This is a genomic window from Paenibacillus sp. strain BS8-2, from assembly GCF_054483835.1.
This window is the reverse complement of the sequence record NZ_CM137010.1, coordinates 4761059-4780027: the sequence shown is the minus strand read 5'-3', so window position 1 is coordinate 4780027 and position 18969 is coordinate 4761059. Positions and strand designations below refer to the sequence as shown.

General features: G+C 49.3%; 14 protein-coding genes. 13 read left to right on the top strand and 1 reads right to left on the bottom strand.

Annotation, left to right across the window (positions count from 1 at the left end; all coding sequences use genetic code 11):
• Positions 1-22 precede the first annotated feature (22 nt).
• The 3 genes from pduL to ACX1C1_RS20695 all read left to right on the top strand — a co-directional run bounded on the left by pduL (position 23) and on the right by ACX1C1_RS20695 (position 2762).
• Positions 23-595, top strand: a complete 573-nt coding sequence (gene pduL, locus ACX1C1_RS20705) for a phosphate propanoyltransferase (protein WP_458957747.1) — start codon at positions 23-25, stop codon at positions 593-595.
• Positions 596-701: 106 nt separating this feature from the next.
• Entirely contained in the window at positions 702-2252 is a 1551-nt protein-coding gene (gene miaB, locus ACX1C1_RS20700) for a tRNA (N6-isopentenyl adenosine(37)-C2)-methylthiotransferase MiaB (protein WP_458954049.1), read from the top strand.
• A 21-nt stretch (positions 2253-2273) separates the two neighbouring features.
• On the top strand, positions 2274-2762 hold the full coding sequence (locus ACX1C1_RS20695) for a RicAFT regulatory complex protein RicA family protein (protein ID WP_458954048.1): 489 nt from the start codon (positions 2274-2276) through the stop codon (positions 2760-2762).
• Between the two features lie 86 nt (positions 2763-2848).
• Here ACX1C1_RS20695 and ACX1C1_RS20690 read toward each other — a convergent pair whose 3' ends face one another.
• The gene (locus tag ACX1C1_RS20690) at positions 2849-3472 is read right to left on the bottom strand and encodes a biotin transporter BioY (RefSeq protein WP_458954047.1); all 624 of its coding nucleotides are present in this window, start codon (positions 3470-3472) and stop codon (positions 2849-2851) included.
• Positions 3473-3591: 119 nt separating this feature from the next.
• On the opposite strand from ACX1C1_RS20690, the gene ACX1C1_RS20685 reads away from it, so the two are divergent.
• The 10 genes from ACX1C1_RS20685 (at position 3592) to ACX1C1_RS20640 (ending at position 18951) form a co-directional block, all read left to right on the top strand.
• Positions 3592-5934 (top strand): ATP-binding cassette domain-containing protein, encoded by a 2343-nt coding sequence (locus ACX1C1_RS20685; RefSeq protein ID WP_458954046.1) that lies wholly within the window; start codon positions 3592-3594, stop codon positions 5932-5934.
• A 217-nt stretch (positions 5935-6151) separates the two neighbouring features.
• Positions 6152-6715 (top strand): signal peptidase I, encoded by a 564-nt coding sequence (gene lepB, locus ACX1C1_RS20680; RefSeq protein WP_458954045.1) that lies wholly within the window; start codon positions 6152-6154, stop codon positions 6713-6715.
• Positions 6716-6848: 133 nt separating this feature from the next.
• Positions 6849-8333, top strand: coding sequence for a sensor histidine kinase (locus tag ACX1C1_RS20675; RefSeq protein ID WP_458954044.1), 1485 nt, complete (start codon positions 6849-6851; stop codon positions 8331-8333).
• Positions 8333-9022 carry a response regulator gene (locus tag ACX1C1_RS20670; RefSeq protein ID WP_458957746.1) on the top strand — a complete coding sequence of 230 codons (690 nt, stop codon included), beginning with the start codon at positions 8333-8335 and terminating at the stop codon, positions 9020-9022. The genes ACX1C1_RS20675 and ACX1C1_RS20670 overlap by 1 nt, the downstream gene beginning before the upstream one ends.
• Positions 9023-9046: 24 nt before the next feature.
• Positions 9047-12088, top strand: coding sequence for an efflux RND transporter permease subunit (locus ACX1C1_RS20665; protein WP_458954043.1), 3042 nt, complete (start codon positions 9047-9049; stop codon positions 12086-12088).
• Positions 12089-12273: 185 nt separating this feature from the next.
• The gene (locus tag ACX1C1_RS20660; protein WP_458954042.1) at positions 12274-12570 is read left to right on the top strand and encodes a DUF3889 domain-containing protein; all 297 of its coding nucleotides are present in this window, start codon (positions 12274-12276) and stop codon (positions 12568-12570) included.
• Between the two features lie 214 nt (positions 12571-12784).
• Positions 12785-15178: a DUF7408 domain-containing protein gene (locus ACX1C1_RS20655; RefSeq protein ID WP_458954041.1), complete on the top strand. Its 2394-nt coding sequence runs from the start codon at positions 12785-12787 to the stop codon at positions 15176-15178.
• 80 nt (positions 15179-15258) lie between these two features.
• Entirely contained in the window at positions 15259-16191 is a 933-nt protein-coding gene (locus ACX1C1_RS20650; RefSeq protein WP_458957745.1) for an ABC transporter ATP-binding protein, read from the top strand.
• Entirely contained in the window at positions 16184-17116 is a 933-nt protein-coding gene (locus ACX1C1_RS20645) for an ABC transporter permease (RefSeq protein ID WP_458954040.1), read from the top strand. The genes ACX1C1_RS20650 and ACX1C1_RS20645 overlap by 8 nt, the downstream gene beginning before the upstream one ends.
• Positions 17117-17196: 80 nt before the next feature.
• The gene (locus ACX1C1_RS20640; RefSeq protein ID WP_458954039.1) at positions 17197-18951 is read left to right on the top strand and encodes a hypothetical protein; all 1755 of its coding nucleotides are present in this window, start codon (positions 17197-17199) and stop codon (positions 18949-18951) included.
• Positions 18952-18969 lie beyond the last annotated feature (18 nt).

Below are 18969 nucleotides of genomic sequence, written 5' to 3'. Positions count from 1 at the left end.
AATAGATAATGGAGTGAGCATGATGAAAAAGGAAGTACCAGTAGGTGTATCGGCAAGACATATCCATCTCTCGCAAGAACATGTTGAGCAATTGTTTGGTGCTGGATACCAATTGACAGAAATGAAGCCGTTATCGCAGCCTGGACAATATGCCGCGAACGAAACAGTAGCAATCCTTGGGCCCAAAGGAACGTTCCCAAAGGTCAGAATTCTCGGTCCGGCGCGCAAAGCAACCCAACTGGAAGTTTCCCGCACGGATGCGTTCGCAATTGGCATTAAACCGCCGGTTCGCGAATCGGGAAATATTGCAGGCTCCGCCGGCGTTACGATTAAAGGACCAGCAGGTGAAGTAACGATTGATGAGGGAGTGATCGTGGCGGCACGCCATATCCACTTCCATACCAGTGACGCCGAGCGATTCGGGATTGCGGACAAAGCGAAGCTGCGCGTACGGGTCGGCGGCGAACGCGGCGTTATTTTTGAAGAGGTGATTGCACGGGTGTCGACTGATTACGCACTTGATATGCATATCGATACGGATGAAGCCAATGCTGCAGGCATTGCGAATGGCGATCTCGCTGAAATTATCGAATAAGTAAAGATTCCTCCATTCATTTATGGTATAATCTTGTATTGAAGTTTCACTTCGAGCCAATATCATCGCCATGGAAAGATTAGCGGACAGGGATGTGTGATATATCATGACGACGAAGGATTACTCCAAATACTTTGATTTCTCCGATGCCAAAATCTTAGGAGAAGAAGATGGCAAAACAACGATCAGGCTTGGCGGGCGGAATATTCAACTGAATGCGTCACCTTCGCTAAAAGAAGAGAAACGCCGCGGCAAAGAAGAAATAGAGATTCATTATGATTTCTCCATATCGGACGAGCTCCGTTCGATGGGAATCGGCAAATTTTATTTCATTCAGACCTATGGCTGTCAGATGAATGAACACGATACCGAGGTCATGAGCGGCATGTTTGAGAATATGGGCTACCAGCCGACGCGTGATCGCGAGCAAGCGGATGTTATATTGCTGAATACTTGCGCGATCCGCGAGAATGCAGAGGACAAGGTGTTTGGCGAGCTAGGCCACCTGAAACGTCTCAAGAAGGAAAAACCTGGATTGATCTTAGGCGTATGCGGATGTATGGCGCAAGAGGAGACGGTCGTCAATCAAGTGCTGCATAAACACTCGTTTGTTGACATCATCTTCGGTACGCACAATATACATCGGCTGCCTCACTTGCTCCAAACGGCTTATTATAGCAAGGAGCTTGTCGTTGAGGTATGGTCCAAGGAAGGCGATATCGTCGAGAACCTGCCTAAGAAACGGGAGGGGCTGCGAGCTTGGGTGAACATCATGTACGGTTGCGACAAGTTCTGTACCTATTGTATCGTACCGTATACACGAGGCAAGGAACGAAGCAGAAGACCGGCGGACATCATCGCAGAAGTGCGTGATCTTGCACGACAAGGTTATCAGGAAATTACGTTGCTAGGTCAGAACGTGAATGCATACGGTAAAGACTTTGAGGACTTGGAATACCGTTTCGGACATCTGTTGGATGAAATCAGATCCATTGATATACCGCGAATTCGTTTTATGACCAGCCATCCACGAGATTTCGACGATCATCTGATCGAGATATTAGCTAAACGAGGAAACCTCGTCGAGCATATCCATCTACCCGTACAATCGGGCAGTACGGAAATCCTTAAGAAGATGAGCCGGAAGTATACCAGAGAGAAGTTTATCGATCTTGTAGCGAAGATAAAACATGCGATACCGGACGTCGTACTGACATCCGACATTATTGTCGGATTTCCCGGCGAGACGGATGAGCAATTCGAAGATACAATGTCTCTAGTCCGTCAGGTTGCCTTTGAAGCGGCATATACGTTCATCTATTCACCTCGTGAAGGTACACCGGCCGCGGAGATGGAAGACAACGTGCCGATGGAGATTAAGAAACAAAGGCTTAAGCGGCTGAACAGTCTGCTCGCCGAGATTGGCCGCGAGAAACATGAGAACATGCGAGGCAGCGTGGTAGAAGTATTAATAGAAGGCGTGAGCAAAAATCATCCCGATATTTTATCCGGCCGTACACGAACCAATAAGCTCGTGCACATTGAAGGGCCAAAGTCCTGGATTGGTTCATTGGTACAAGCGCGGGTTATCGATGCGCAAACCTGGTATATAAAAGCAGAGATTGAGGACACGGCTTCAGAAGAAGCCGTCAGCTAACCGACTGAGGAGAGATTATGAATGGCAGCACAAGGCGGACATACACATGAACACGGAGTGGCTTGCAGCCACGTAGGCGGCACAACGGACATTCCATCGTTCCATACGAGAGATCTAATCGTCAAAGAAGATATTATGGCCAAAACAAAGGAATTGGCAGAAGTGATTTTTCATTCTGCCGAGGTACAGCAATACCGCAAAGCGGAAAAACAGATAAACGAAAACGAACGCGTAAAGGATCTAATTAACAAAATTAAGAAAAAACAAAAAGAAGTTGTCGCCTTTGAAAAAACGTTCAAGAACCCCGATATGGTCAAAAAGATCGAAGGGGAAATGGAAGTGCTTCAGGACGAGCTGGACGGCATACCGATCGTATCGCAGTTCCAACAAAGCCAAACGGACATCAACTATTTGTTGCAATTGGTTGTAACAGTCATTCGTGATACGGTGTCTGATCGCATTAACATGGAGGATGTTACTCCAGAGGAAGCACCGGAGAATTGTGATTAACCAATACGCAATGATATATAACAAATGCCCATAGGGAGATCCTATGGGCATTTGTTATGAATGAAAGGATTGAATGGAAGCTAGACTTAACGAATCGTCATTGCTTCTTGTTGAGACGAGTAAACGGATTGTTCCGTACCGCGAATGCGTACGATCTGCGGAGCTAAGCCGAGCGCAACAGCAACGCCTAGCGCGGACTTGACGGCGTCGCCGGGGATGAAAGGATAGAATCCGGCAGCCAATCCTTTGCTAAGTGAGAAATCCAGCACATGCATCATCCAAGGGATTCCAGGTGCATAAGCAAGTAGTGAGCTGAAGCATTCGAAGACTAGGAACAATAGGACTGCAGCGAGTATCTTGTTCTGCATCAGTTTATCATTGTTCATTATTTTTCCTGCCACGATGCTTATCAACATGGCGCAGAACGGGAATGCGAACAGAAAACCACCCGTATAGCCGGTCAACAAGGATAGACCGCCTTTGCCGCCGATGAGGGGCAAACCAGTTGCAGTCAATGCCAAAACTGCAAAAATGCTTATAAATGCTTGCTTGGGTCTTAGGAACAATCCGGCTAAAATAACCGCGAAAGTCTGAAGCGTAATCGGAACGGGCGTCAACGTGATCTTCATTTGTTGAATACTTAGTACAATAAACAGTGCAGCAAATAGTGCAGTAAATACGAGACTGCGAATAGATGTAACAGATTTCAAACCATATCGACTCCTTATGTATTGCGCTTTTATTGTTAACCAATTATCATTAATTATGGTTAACGATTTGAATTTTATCACAGGGTTTAACGATTGGGAAGAGGTTGGGGTGATTTTTTTTGGAGTCGGAAATTATTGTTCGTATAAATCAGTTGTCTGTCGCGCCTCTTGCTTCTAATGGAAGAGGGCGCGATCCGATTCTGAAGGCGGTTGACTTATCGATCACGAGAGGCGAGTGGATCACCCTAGTCGGCAGTAATGGCAGCGGAAAAAGTACGTTGGCCAAAGCGATTGCCGGTATGCCGCTGGACGGTTTATCTGGTCGAATAGAACGACATGCAGGTTCATTAAGCTCGTTTCCAATCGTCATGCAGCATCCGGATGCAGCAATCGTGGGGGCAACGCCTTGGGAAGATGTTGTCCTTATGCTGGAGCAGTGGGGGACTGTCGAAGCAAACCAAATTCCAGTGGCGGCCGAACGAGCGCTTCAAGCATTACGGTTAGGTGAGAGGCAGCATCAGCCAATCGAAACGTTGTCTGGTGGACAGAAGCAACTGACCGCTATTGCGGGTTGTCTCGCAGCATCACCTGAACTGCTCATTCTAGATGAGGTAACTGCAATGCTCGATCCCGAAATGTCACAATATGTGCAGCAACAAGTTAGACGATTGAACGCAGCAGGAATGACCGTCATTTGGATTACGCAAAGGCTTGTCGAAATCGAAGATCATGACCGTATTCTGATCATATCGGATGGAACTTTGACGTACGAAGGTGAAGGTATCGATAGGTTAAGACGAAGTTTACCGGGAAACAATGACAGTCCAGCCGAAAGGTTTGGTTTGGATCAGCCTTCTCGGATGAGCGCCAAGAGTTGGTCGCTGCAAGACGTGACTGTCATGACTGAGGATCGTTCTACAGTTCTTTTGCACCATTTGAATGCTGAATTTCATACTGGAGAAATAACGCTCATCATCGGGAGCAATGGTGCTGGCAAATCGACTTTATTAGAGACGATTGCAGGACTACGCAAGCTCGCAAGTGGTCATATAAGATTGGGTGAATATCCGCTTTGGCTCCCAAAACGCAGGAGGATCCTTAATCTCGATGTATTACTGCATTTGGGCATTGCGATGCAGCAATCAGAGTCGCAATGGTTCGCTGCGAACGCTCGCGAAGAGCTATTGTATTCGATGAAACCATTTCAAATCAAAGATGGGGTAGAGCAGGAGCGAAGAATCAAGTCTGCTCTTGATACAATCGGACTACCGCTCTCCATACTGGGACAAGATCCATGGACGCTTAGCGGTGGACAGCAACGGAGGCTGTCTCTTGCATGCCTGCTTACTTGTGAGCCGGACTGGCTGCTGCTTGATGAGCCTACAGCAGGACTGGATGCTAGCGGCAGGGCGGCATTATGCAGCATGTTAACCTCACATCGCGATTCTGGTAGAGGAGCGATTATCGTCACGCATGACCTGGATACCTTGCTTCCGATTGCGAATAAGGTGATGATCGTAGAAAACGGTTGCTTGCGAGACGCAGCACCAGAGGAGCTCCCGCTAATCGAATCGCCGGGAGAAACAGCCATACGTCTGGCAGAGCAAGCAAAAAGGGGCTTTGGGATCAATGATCGTATGGTCGATTACCAGAAGGCTTCTAAACGAATCGAAAGTCAAGCGGCAGCTCACTGTAATCGAAGGGATGCGAGCCCCCAAAAGGTTTGGCAGCAACCTCATACATTCGATCCGCGTGTCGTTGTAGCATCGTATTTGATTCTGTCGGCCGTTCTTCTATTACAAGATTCTTTGAATCAGCTTGCCGCAGCTGCTGTTGTCGTAATCGCCATTGTGATGCCGTTCTGGCCGCTATTCCGTCAGTGGATACCTGTTATCCGTGGTTATGCCATCCTGTCTGTTATTCTAATCACAATTGGCGGGTTATCATTTCAACCCTTCGCACTTGACGGGGGGCGGATGGAAACGACAGCTGTTCGGCTCGTACAGCTCATGCTTATTATGGTGCTTGGGATGCCAATCCTTGGACTGATGACGCCATTAAGATTGCAACGAGCGTTGGATCAGACCTTTGGATGGCTTGCAAAGTTATCAGTGCCTGTGCATGCTTTCACTTTGCTGGTAACGCTTATCTTCCGATTTATTCCGTTGTTAATGCGAGAATGGAGCCGATTCTCCAAGCTTGCACGCGCTCGTGGCAAGGTCACGACAACAAGCGGAGGTGTTCCTGTTAAGAAGCTTCTACCGTTGCTTATCCCATATCTGAGAGCCATGCTTCGACTTGCCGAAGAAATGGCCTCTGCTCTTGAAGCGAGAGGAATTGGACGCTCCGAATCAGTACCTGTGTATGGATTCAAGCTTAAACCAGGTGCTGCGGATGCTTGGCTGATCATCGGAGCCTTGCTCGGCTGCGGACTGTTATATATTGTTCAACTTCTGTTCTAGGACATACATGATTATAAGAGATTACTCCATCGTATATGTTGATACTGCAAGCAGGAACGGAGACTCGGCTCGCGAATCCTTCCTGCTTTTTTCATTGCAATGTGAGGAAGAAGACTAGCATATGGGAACTTTCGCCAACGTACTTCGTATAACGTATAGGTTAAGCACCAAATGTTGTTATCGATTCTTACATTCGAAGCAAGAGGAGTGGATACTTATGGAAGATAAAGGGGTTAACGAATCTCTTTCACGCAACAACGGGAATGGCGGCAGATGGATAAAGGAAATTCGAGACTGGACGTTGTCGCTCGTCGTCGCCGTCATCGCGGCAATGTTGTTCCAGACGTATGCCTATGCGCAGACTGAAGTACATAATGTTTCTATGCAGAATACGCTTGTGGAGGGCGAGCGGTTAATTGAAGACAAATGGTCATATCGGATAAGTCATCCGGAGCAAGGGGACATTGTCATTATTCATGGTCCTGAACATGAGCTGCGATTGGTCAAAAGGATCGTTGCTTTGGAAGGGCAGACTGTTGATATGAAGGACGGACACGTTTACGTGGACGGGATCAAGCTGGAAGAGTCTTATGCGAAGGGGAACACGGAGCCAGGAACACTAGATGTTCCGATAAAAGTGCCTGCTGGTCATGTTTTTGTGTTGGGAGACAATCGAGAGCATAGTCTGGATAGTCGTTCATTTGGTCCTGTTGCATTGTCTAGTCTGGAGGGCAAGGCCGTTCTACGCGTGTGGCCGTTTGACAAGATCGGTTCTTTGTAGGCGCTTATCCTTACTTATCCGTAAAATGGATCATAACGTAATACTTTTGTAAGAATTGATTTCAATTTCGTTTAGAAATGGCAAGTATGATAAACCATAGTTAGAACAACAACGCTGGAAACGAGGCTGGTACATGTCAATTCGTCTAAAATTGTATATGTCCTATCTCGCGATGGCCATTGTCCCGTTTATTCTGCTCATTGTGTTCATCTTGTTGCTATTCATCGGCAGCGGGAAAGAAGATATTCGCGAGATGAGCGAAGTGAAGATGAACGAAAACTTTAATCAAGCGCTCGTATACGGAGAATTGATGTATGTGCTTAGGGAAGACACGGGCATGCTGCAGAACCAGGCATTTTTGTCGGATCTCCAGGAACGGTTAAGCGAGCAATGGGCAGGTCTGATTATCTCCAATAACGGCGCAGTAACGGAAGTGTCGCCATTCTTGCAGTCACTGTCGGAGGACGAAGACTGGGAGAAGCTTGCACAAGCACAAGGACCGCAAGAAAATTTGTTTTTCCAAAATTACCGGTTCTCATCGCATGAGCTCGATTTTACGTATCCCAATGGCGATTCGGGCAAGGTTCTGTTGCTGTACAGGATTGAACAAATCCCGTTCTTCTGGCATCCGCTCACGATGATTCTAGGATTGCTTTCCATCCTATTGACGAGTTTGCTGCTGACCTATTTTGTCTCGCGAAGTATCATTAAGCCGTTGCATTCACTCCGATCGGCAGCGCTTCAAATTAAAGACGGGAATTTGGCACAGCCTCTGTTGCCGAAGAAAAAGCGCAGGCGAAAGAAGTGTACAAACGGAGACGAAGTCGCTCAGCTAAGTTCTGCATTCGAAGAGATGAGGGCGAGACTCAAACATTCGATCGATCAGAGTCTGCAATACGAGGAGAACCGGAAGCAACTATTGTCCCATATTTCTCACGATCTCAAGACACCGATTTCGGCGATCAAAGGATACGTCGAAGGCATTATCGACGGGATTGCGAATACGGAAGAGAAACGAGATCGATATATGGGGACGATCTATCGTAAGGCATCGGAGATGGACCATCTTATCGACGAATTGTTCCTCTTCTCCAAGCTCGATATGCAGAGAGTCGCTTATGACTTCAAGACAGTTGACATCGCCAAGTACGTCGACGATTACCTTGAAGAACAGAGGTTTGAGCTTGAAAAATTTGGGATTCAGCTGGTCTATCGCAATGCTGCGAACAAACTAGGGTTACAAGTTGCCGCGGATCCGGACAAGCTGAATCGGGTATTCGCAAATATCATTTCGAACAGTATCAAATATATGAATCAGCTGACGGACCTTGACATGCATGGCATTGTGGTGGAGATTTCTCCATCTGGCGACGACATTCTGATCTCCTTTGAAGACACTGGTCCCGGAATCGACGATGCCGATCTCCCGCATATATTTGAAGGATTTTACCGGGCAGAGCAATCACGTAATTCCGAGACGGGGGGCAGCGGGCTGGGGCTCGCTATCGTCAAACAAATTGTCGAAGGGCACGGCGGCACAGTATGGGCGGAGAATGTGGCAGAAGGCGGAGCGAGATTCTGCTTGAAGCTGCCAGTAATCAAGGCGGTGAATGAATGATGAAAAATATTCTAATTATCGAAGACGAGAAGTCCATTGCCGAGCTGGAAAGAGATTATCTGGAAAGTCATGGTTATACGGTGGAGATCGAGAGCCGTGGCGACATTGGCTTGCAACGAGCAATGGAAGCGAGACATGATCTCATCATTCTCGATGTTATGCTTCCGAAAATCGACGGCTTCGAGATTTGTCGGCAGATTCGAAGCAAACATAATATGCCGATTCTAATGGTTACATCCAAGAAAGAAGATATCGACAAGATTAGAGGACTCGGACTAGGAGCAGACGATTATATGACCAAACCGTTTAGTCCAAGTGAGTTGGTCGCACGGGTCAAGGCTCATTTGGCCAGGTTCGAACGATTAACCTCAGATAAACCTACTACGGATCAGATTATCCAGATCAGAGGTTTAATGATTGACAAGACGTCTCGACGAGTCACGATTCATGACAAAGAAGCGATGCTTACCTCAAAGGAGTTTGAACTGCTGCTCCAGCTCGCGTCGCATCCTAATCGCGTCTTCGAGAAGGAAGAGCTGTTCGAACGTATATGGGGGCTGGATTCGAATGGTGACGCCGCAACGGTGACTGTCCATATCCGAAGGCTCCGCGAGAAAATCGAACATGATCCGTCCAATCCGCAATATATCGAAACGATATGGGGCATTGGGTATAGATTTAAAATTTGATTATAGACAGAGGAGTGGAATACGTTGAAAAGTGTCATACAGTTTTCACTGAACAACAAATTTGCATTATGGATCATTACGCTAATCATCTTGTTCGCGGGCTTGCAAGCGGGAACAAGCATGAAGATGGAGACAATTCCGGATATTACGATTCCGATCGTCAGCGTGACGACCGTATATCCTGGCGCAGCGCCGGAAGAGATCATGGAGAAAATTACGAAGCCGATCGAACAACGTACTCGTAATTTGACAGGTGTTAACAATGTTTCGTCGACATCGTTCGAGAATGCATCGTCTGTCGTCATCGAATACAATTATGAGACGAATATGGACGAAGCAGAGCAAGAGGTTAAAAGTATTCTGAACGAACTGAGCTTCCCGGAAGGTGTACAAGCGCCTGATGTTTCCCGGATCAGTCTCAATGCATTCCCGGTGCTGTCTCTGAGTATCTCCAATGACACACTGGACTTGGCTGCACTCACGAAGCAAGTTAATGAGAGTATATTGCCGAAGCTGCAAGGGCTTGAAGGCGTAGCGAGTGTACAAATTTCCGGTCAAAATGTAAAAGAAGGAATATTGGCGTTCAAAGGTGATGTTCTGGCCGATATCGGAATGACGGAAGACATGGTCAAAGGTATCATTCAAGCTTCCGCTCTAACCGTGCCGCTAGGTATCTTCGAGTTCGGAGCTTCTGAGAAATCTATCATGGTGGATGGTAACATCGTAAGCGAAGACGACCTGCGCAACCTTACAATCGTTCCAGGCGTCAAGCTAAGCGACGTTGCTGATATCACCGTTGCCGATAAGGCCGAATCTATCTCACGCACGAACGGCAAGGATTCCATTGGCGTTAGTATCGTGAAATCGGCAGACGCGAATACGGTTGAAGTCGTTAATCTTGTGAAGGAAGAGATGGAGGACATTCAGGCGAATGTAGACGGCTTGACTGTCGAGTTGTCATTCGACCAAGGCGAGCCAATCGAAGAATCCGTTCACACGATGATTAGTAAAGCCATCATCGGAGCTTTGGCAGCGGTTGTAATTATCTTGATGTTCCTGCGCAATATTCGTTCAACCATCATTTCCGTTGTATCTATTCCGTTATCAATTCTGATGGCGATGCTTGTCCTTAAGCAAATGGATATTACACTCAATATTATGACGCTTGGCGCGATCACGGTCGCAATCGGCCGGGTTATCGACGATTCCATCGTCGTTATCGAGAACATCTATAGACGGATGTCGCTGACTGGCGAGAAGCTGAGCGGTAAAGCGCTTATTGTAGATGCAACTCGCGAGATGTTCGTACCGATCATGGCGTCGACAATTGTTACGGTTGCCGTATTCTTGCCGCTTGGATTTGTATCAGGCATGGTTGGCGAAGTATTTATGCCGTTCGCTCTTACAGTCGTATTCGCTCTTGCCGCATCGTTGATCGTTGCGATCACGGTTGTTCCTATGATGGCGCACATGATGTTCCGCAAAGGTCTGAAAGCCGGTCACTCGCATGAGGATAAGCCTGGTCGTATGGCACTGTGGTACAAAGGTGTGTTGAACTGGACGCTAAATCACAAGTTAGTTACTTTTGGTGGTGCAGTTCTTCTGTTGATAGGCAGCTTCGCGCTTGTCCCTGTCATTGGTGTCAGCTTCTTGCCAGGTGACGAGCAGAAGGCGATAATTATAACCTACAATCCTGCTCCTGGCGAGACGAAGGAGCAAGTGGTTGAGATGGCGCTTAAAGCGGAAGAGCTTCTTGTTCCGGAAAAAAGAGACGGCGTTAAAGTATTACAATATGCAATCGGCGGCGCTAATCCGATGAATCCGGGCGCATCCAAACAAGCCTTGTTCAATTTGAATTACGAAAAAGATTTCACTGGTTTGGCTGATGAAAAAGCAGAAATCTTGGCCTTGTTGCAAGAGCTAGGTGGTCAAGGCGAGTGGAAAGAACAAGATTTTGGTGCTGGCGGTCTTGGCGGATCAGGTATTACGATGCAAGTATTCGGTCCTGACATGAAAGCTCTGCAGCCGGTCGTAGATGAACTGGTTACAAAGTTGCAAGCGAATGAGAATCTGGAAAAGGTCGATTCCAGCTTGGCTAAGACGTATGAGCAATACCGCATCGTTGCAGACCGTGACAAGCTTAGCGGTTATGGCCTCACGGCAGGACAAGTTGCAATGGCTCTGAGCCCTGTACGCAGCAATCCTGTATTGACGACGATCGATGTTGATGGCGAAGCTGTTGACATTCACGTAGAAGCTGAAGCAAAGACCTACAATAATCTGTCCGATCTGGAGAATGTCATGATTATGACACCAGCCGGTACAGAAGTTGCACTCAAAGATGTTGTAACCATCGAAGAAGGCGAGTCTCCGAACACGATCACGCGTCTGAACGACCGTGTATATACGGAAGTGTCCGCGGATGTCACATCCTCTGATGTCGCAGCAGCGTCGAGAGAGGTTCAAGAAATCGTTGACGCGATGGAATTGCCAGGCAACATGGAAATCTCGATGGGCGGCGTAACGGAGCAAATCAATGAAACGTTCAGTCAGCTTGGTCTAGCTATGCTTGCGGCGGTTGCCATTGTGTATCTGGTCCTTGTATTGACATTCGGCGGCGGTCTAACTCCGCTTACGATTCTGTTCTCCTTGCCGTTCACGATTATCGGCGGATTGGTCGCATTGTGGATCGCCGGCGAGACAATCAGTGCCACAGCGATGATCGGTGCCCTCATGTTGATCGGTATCGTTGTAACCAACGCCATCGTATTGATCGACCGGGTTATCCACAAAGAAAACGAAGGCTTGTCTGTACGTGAAGCGTTGCTGGAAGCGGGAGTTACCCGTCTTCGTCCAATCCTGATGACTGCGATCGCAACGGTTGGCGCATTGTTGCCACTTGCGCTTGGATTCGAGTCCGGCGGTCTCATTTCGAAAGGAATGGCGGTTACGGTTATCGGTGGATTGACTAGCTCGACATTGCTGACGCTCATTATCGTTCCGATCGTTTATGAAGTGCTTAATCGCAAAAAAGCGAAAAAAGGCGCTGCAGCGACTGCAGAATAATACCATCTTGTATTCATCATGAATATATCTTGCGCCAATAGGAGACACTATCGATTGCCCGCTAATTGAGGCGGAATGCGAGGTGGAACGATCTGTTAGGGAATGTGGTGGTAAAAGCCATCCTTCTACTCATCAGTTTGGCGCAAGGTGACGCGGTAACCGCATCACCGAATGGAATATCTATCATGCAACACGAGGCGATGCATTTGAGCGGTACTGCTGCCATTATGCAAGTCGCTGCTCCCGATTATGCCAAATGGGGGCGGCTGGCTATGCAGGAGACAGCTAAAGCCTATGAAGGTGCTTCGATTGTGGACTACAAATATGAAGGCAGAGTCGACACAGGGCAAGGTTTGGCAGAGGAGAAGTTCCGATTGTGGCTGCAGCATGGAGGCCGAGAATTCGGTGTTCGTGTCACGATAACCGTGGAAGTGGCGACAGATCAATCACGGAACATCCGAATAGAGGAGTTACGTCTTTAATCATTAAAGCATTACAGCGATTCGAAAGAATGAAACAGCGAATACGGGGAACATCGGAATCCACTCCGAAAGTTACTCGATGTTCGCTGTTTTTTGTTGTGTTCACTTATTTTTGGGAAAAATAGCAACTTTCAGGTATGAATTACCGTTACAATAGAGGGAGTCATTCGTACATTCGTATAATCTTGGGATGAATAGAAAGAGGGGTAAAAGTGTGAAGAGAGGACTTACCGGTCAAAAGTTGTGGATTGCGAAAACATTAATCGCTGTATGTGCCTTGGTCCTGGTCTGGCCGACCTTGTTCGCGAAAGCGGAAGGGGACGAGGCAACCATCGACCTGCAAGCGAACGTCGGGTTTCAAGGCATGTTCAAGGAAGGGCGCTGGTATCCCGCTCGACTTACATTGACAAACGAAACGGACAAGGCATTAAAAGGCGACATCGTATTAAGTTACATAAATGCAAATAATGGAACGACTGATGCAGTTGTACCTGTCGAGCTGCCGCCTGGCTCACCAGTTGACGTCACGATCGGAGTCCCTGGCGTAATACTTAATAAGGATTCCAACCGAATCGCCTTCTATGAAGGCGGTTATCAGAGCGGCAAAAAGGAAATCACACTGGAGGGTAGAGGTTATCTGGATTCTCGTAACACACTCAGTTATATGATTGGCGTTGTGTCGCGAGATCCTGATACCTTTAACTTCATGCCTCAGCTGAATCAGAGAGGCTATGATATTAATGTTACGCTCCTGCGTCCGGAGGAATTACCAGATGTGAGCTCGCTGCTCGATACCTTCGACACCTTGGTCATTAATGATACGTCAACATCTGATTGGAGCCAAGCTCGCGTCACAGCAATCAGGGACTGGGTAACGCGCGGCGGCACGCTAGTGTTGTCTGGCGGGGCAGGATACGAGGCGACTGCAGCAGCCTTCGAGGAGCTTTCACCGATTGTACCAACCGGAACGGTGCAACTTGACAGTGCTGCATCGCTTATAGCTGCTACAGGCGAGGAGCTAACGATGCCTAATGGGTTGACAGTCTCTATCGGCGAAGCTAGGCGTGGTTCGGCTATAGCTGTCGAAGGTGATATACCGTTAGCCATTATAGCCGAACAGGGATTCGGACATGTTCTTTATTCAGCCTTTGATCCATCGCTTGAGCCGATGGCATCTTGGTCGGGCAGCGCGATGTTGTGGGCGAAGCTGCTCAGCTCATCGCTGACTCCCTTGCAGCAATTTAACGGGGGTCCTAATTATAATGGTTATATGGACATGCAATGGCAGTTAAATCAAATTCTTGATTATTTCCCTTCGATTAAGAAGCCATCGTTTTTTCTCATGATTGTTATGTTAGCGATATACATCTTAATTATCGCACCAATTTTGTATATTACCCTCTCGAAGCTTGACCGTAGAGAGTGGGCATGGTGGCTCATTCCGGCATTATCGATTGTGATGGGGATTACCGTGTTTATGATCGGGGCGGGAGACAAAAGGAATGTCATTACCCATTCAATTGAGCTTGTTGAATTATCAAGTGATGGACATGCGGTCATTACAGGTGGAACGGCCGTTTTCACACCAACCGGTGGCACGGTGACAGCCGACTTCGATGAAGCTAAGCCGATCCGTATGATCGGGTCAAATGACATGAGCAATGGCTTAAATGGAAATGGTTATAACCAATTAACGAGTGGTTTGAGCGAAACGAAAGTGCGTTGGAAATCAGTTCCGTATTGGTCTACGAGAAAGTTATTATTTGACCGAAAAGTAGCTGCGTCTGAAGAGACAGGTACTTTGGACGTCGAGTTTCATGAAGATGCCGGAGGCACGAAATTAACGGTCACTAATAACACGCCTGTCGACCTTGCGCATGTTCATTATTTGGTACAGGGTCAAGCCGTTAAGATAGGTGATTTGTTGGCAGGGGAGAGCGGAGATATCGTCCAGCCTGCGCAGTCTCTTGGAGGATTCTCTTATTATAATTATGGAGGCTCTGTGTTCCCTTATTCGAATAACGCACAACATGATGAATATCAAAGGGAACGTCAGCTCATTGAATCGTACTTTGGCAGGTATAACGGAACGACGTTTCCGGTAAAACCTGTCGTCATTGGCTTCAGTACGGATCATGAGAGTCGCTATAAGGTTAATGGAAGCGGGATCCAGTCAGATAATTTAAGGATGTGGATTCAAGAGCTTTCTGCGCTGGAGCAGACTGGAAACCGGATCACCGTGCCGCCTTATGCGATGATGCCGATCGTATTGTCCACTACCTTCAAGAATTACTCCACTTACGGGGATGGGAGCATGCAGATTGGTACAGGCGAGATGGAACTGGAGTATATGGTGCCTAACGGTTATAACATCGCCTTCGACAAAATCGATGTAGCGTTTCTGAATGGCAATGGTGGACCCGGAATGACGTGGAGCATCTGGAATAGTGAATCAGAGCGCTGGGATGGCCTTCAGATTGGTCAGCTAGGAGCGCCGACGATTTATTTGACCTCCTCACAATCGATTCGCATGAAGCTGGAAAGTACTGGAGAAGGCATGGTAACTTTGCCTCAGGTGACGCTAGAAGGAGAGGTGCTGCAGCCATGAAAGAAGAACAAGTTGCCTTCGAGCATGACCACAACCTTGAACCATCATTGAATGCTGCTGAGTTGGCAAGTGAAACGCCGATGATCGAAATTCGTGGTCTGGCGAAATCGTTTGGTCAATTCCATGCCTTGAAGGGTATTGATTTAACGATTAAGAGAGGTTCCGTATTCGGCTTCGTCGGACCCAACGGTGCAGGTAAATCAACAACGATGTCCATCCTGGCCACGCTGCTGGCCCCTAGTGCAGGCGTAGCCAAGGTAGATGGGTTCGACGTGACGAAGCATCCGCATGAGGTTCGCAAACGGATCGGCTACATGCCGGATTTCTTCGGTGTATATGATCAATTCAAAGCAATCGAATATTTGCATTTCTATGGCGCAAGTTATGGTATTCCGAAAGCAGAGCGTGAAGTATTGATCCCTCAGCTGCTTGAGCTGGTTAATTTGACGGATAAACGTGATGCATATGTAGACAGCTTGTCTCGCGGAATGAAGCAACGGTTATGTCTGGCGAGATGCCTCGTGCATGATCCGGATCTGCTTATTCTCGATGAGCCGGCATCCGGATTAGATCCACGAGCGCGTATCGAGATGAGAGAGATATTAAAGGAACTCAAGTCGATGGGCAAAACGATCATTATATCTTCGCATATTTTGCCCGAGCTGGCCGAGATGGTCGACGAAATAGGCGTTATTGAACATGGACAGATGGTGGCGGTAGGCAACGTAGCTGATATCCAGAACAGATTGCGTGTTAAGCGGTTTCTGCATATTAGGCTCCTCGACCGTCAAGCTGAGGCGGAAGCTTATTTGCAGGAGCAACCGCATGTCAATCGACTACTAAGCGATGATCACGGAATTCAGGTGCATTACGGCGGCGATGATAATGATCAGGCGGAGCTGCTTGCAAGGCTAATGGCTTCAGGCTTCCGCATTATATCCTTCAGTGAGGCACAGACGAATCTGGAAGATGTATTCTTGGAAATAACGAAAGGAGGCTCCGCAGATGAATGAGCAAGCGGCGGCACGCAGCGGCAAAACACCTTGGCGCAATCGCCTCATCAATCCAGTGCTAGACAAAGAATTCCGTCTTCGGATGCGGACGCCTCGCGCGATGTGGACATTATTTTTCTACCTATTTGCCCTTAGCCTGTTATCGCTTAGCGCGATTTATTTGACACAAGGGATGTCGGGGAGAGGCGCTGCCTTCGATCCTGAGCAAAGCAAAGTGTTGTTTTATTTTCTCAGCATGGCGCAATTAGGATTGATCGCCTTTATGGCTCCTGGCTTAACGGCCGGTGTTATTAGCGGGGAGCGCGAGAAGCAGACGCTGAACCTGCTTCTGACTACACAGCAGAGCTCCTCCACCATCATACTGAGCAAGCTGGTGTCGTCACTCAGCTTTATGCTAATCATTGTATTCGCGACGATTCCCGTCTACAGTATGATGTTCCTTTACGGCGGTGTATCACCAAAGCAGCTAGTGCTTGTGTTTGTATTTTATGTATATATGATGCTGCTGCTCGGTTCGATCGGCGTCTTGTTTTCTACTCTGCTGAAGCGAACCATGATTTCGGTCATTGTAACGTATGGCGTGACGCTGTTTATGTTCGTTGGGACGGCCATTATCTTTTTTGTCGCGCAGAATATTATGCAAGAAACCGTCTATAACAACCGGGGGACCGGGGCAGTTACCCAATCTGATACATGGGTCGGTCATATTATCGCATTAAATCCTGCAGGGGCTTTATATAGTATTCTGGACCCTCAAATCTCTGATCAAGTATTCACGATAGGTTGGGGCGGTGGAGTGACCAAAGGGGCACCGATGGCGCTATGGCAGGAATTTATGATCGTGTACGGAATCATCACCATCCTCGTATGCTGGCTGGCGATACGAAACCTAAGACCGAAGTTAGGTGGACGAAGACGGGGATAGCTTGGGTGGAAGGGCGCTAAGAGAAGCTTGAAATCGCACACATACAATGATTGTAACCTGCTGAGAAAGGAGGGAGTTAGATGAATAAGGAACCACTGTTGCTGGATATCAACAAGGTCCGGCTTCGGCTGTCATTGTTCAGTTTGTCGCGAATGGTCTTGAATGGACTGCTCGGAGGCAGTATCTTAGGCGTTATCGTACTTGTCGCCAGTCGGATATGGCCGCTCCTTTATTCGAAGCCACTGTTTATTGCGGCAGTGGCAGCAGGGCTAGTTGTTGGGTTGATTTTGGGGCTGTTGCGACGAGCGAGTGTGACGACTGCCGCGAAGGTGATGGATCGCGGCGAACCTCAGGATGCAATCATGACTGCGCTTGACGGACTGACTCCACGTGGAGCGAATGCCGGTACTGCTTCTCATCCAGCGATTGTTCGTCTGCAAAGGGAAGAAGCCACGGAGCTTGCGAGACGGTATACGGCAGATCTGAGCCGAACGATGCCATGGCCATCTTGGAAAAAATGGCGCGCACTCATATTTGGTTCGATTGCAGCATGGCTGGTGATTACCGTCTTGCTGCTATTGCCCAATCCGCTAGACGAGCGGGCAGAAGCGCTTGCACTGACGAAGGCAGCGCTTGATGAGCTCGAGAAGGAACAAGCAGAGCTTGAACAAAAGATCGAGGAGCTGAAGCTGCCTGAAGCGCAAAAGAATGAGCTCTTAACGCCGTTAGACGAGCTTCGCAAAGCGCTGCAAGAGTCGGGCGCTCAGCCCGCGCAGGCGCTTGAAGAGCTGGAAGCGGCAATGAAAGAGCTCGAGCTCGCGGCGAAGGAAGCCGAAGCGGGCGCCCAGCGGCTGGAAGCCGCCGCGGACGCGATGACGGAGCAGCGCGAGCTTAAGCCGCTTGGCGAAGCGGTGCAAGCCCGCAGCGCCGAAGCCCTCGCAGGCGCGATCGACGAGCTCCGCTCGCGCCTGCGGGAGCTGACGCCAGCGGAGCGCGAAGCGCTGGCGCAAGCCTTGGAGCGGCTGGCCGAGCAGCAGCCGCAGGAAGGCGCCGCCGGCGAGCTCGCGGCGGCGCTGGAGCAGGCGGCGCAGCAAGCGCGCGCCGCCGGTGAATCGGCGGCAGGCGCCGGCGCCGCCGATTCCGAGGGCGGCGATGGCCTCGCCGCCCTGGAAGAAGCGCTCGCCCGCGGGCTGACGCAGGGCGAGCTTGCGGCGCTGGCCCGCTCGGCTGCGGGCGAGCTTGCGCGGAGCGGGCAGCAGCTCGCGGAGCAGCTTGCCGCGCAAGGCGGAGCAGTGCCGCCGTCATGGGCGGGCGGCAGTGGAGGCGCCGCTGGGCAAGGCGGCGCGAGCGGCGCCGGGCAGGGCAGCGGAAGCGGCGCCGGTCAAAGCAGCGGAAGCGGCGCCGGGCAGGGCAGCGGAAGCGGCGCCGGTCAGGGCAGCGGAAGCGGCGCCGGGCAGGGCAGCGGAAGCGGCGCCGGGCAAGGCAGCGGAAGCGGCGCCGGGCAAGGCAGCGGAAGCGGTGCCGGGCAGGGCAGCGGAGGCGGTGCTGGTCAAGGTGGAAGCGGAGCAGGGCATGGTGTGGGTGGTCGAGAACTTATTACGACACCAAGAAATCTGCAAGGTGAGGGGCAAGTTGAACACGATGGCGGTCCATCTACAGGCGGCCAAACGCAGACCGGCGGCAAGTCGCCAATGATTGATGGCACGACCAGACCATACTCGGAAGTGTATAACGATTATGCGACGGAGGCCAGACGATCGCTTGAACGTTCTCAATTGCCGGCGAGTATGCAAGAGAAGGTCAAACAATATTTTGATCAAATACAACCGGACTGACGGTGGCGATGCGAGGGA